A 645-nucleotide genomic window follows, 5' to 3' on the forward strand; every position below is an offset into this window, starting at 1 on the left:
CTGAAGGACGCGACGCGACCATCTCGCGTCAAGCCGTTGCCGTCCGAAAAGATCAAACAGGTGGTGCACATGACGCTGCACGGGAAACCGCCGAATGCGACCCATTGGAGCGTGCGCAGCATGGCGAAGGCTGTTGGCATCTCTTACAGCAGTGTGCAGCGGATCTGGCATGCGCATGGGCTGAAGCCGCATCTGGTCGACACTTTCAAAGTCTCGCGCGACAAGAACTTCGCCGCCAAGGTGGAGGACGTGGTCGGGCTCTACCTCAATCCGCCGGACAAGGCGCTGGTCCTCTGCGGCGATGAAAAGAGCCAAATCCAGGCCCTCGACCGTACCCAGCCCGGCCTGCCGATGAAGAAGGGCCGCGCCGGTACCATGACCCACGACTACAAGCGCAACGGCACCACGACCTTGTTCGCGGCGCTCAACATGTTGGACGGCAAGATTATCGGCACCTGCATGCCTCGGCATCGGCACCGAGAGTTCCTGCGCTTTCTTAAGCTGATTGATCATCAGACCCCGCCTGGCCTCGATCTCCATCTGGTCGTTGACAACTATGCCACCCATAAGACACCAGCCGTAAAGCGTTGGCTCAAGGCACACCCACGCTTCCATTTGCACTTCACGCCGACCTCGGCCTCTTGG

The 645-nt window shown here is 60.2% G+C and carries 1 protein-coding gene; it reads left to right on the forward strand.

From position 1 onward, the window contains the following. On the forward strand, positions 1–645 hold a 645-nt coding region (locus tag J6497_RS40865; RefSeq protein ID WP_225709776.1), incomplete at both ends, for an IS630 family transposase.

Source organism: Bradyrhizobium cenepequi, from assembly GCF_020329485.1.
GTDB lineage: Bacteria > Pseudomonadota > Alphaproteobacteria > Rhizobiales > Xanthobacteraceae > Bradyrhizobium > Bradyrhizobium cenepequi.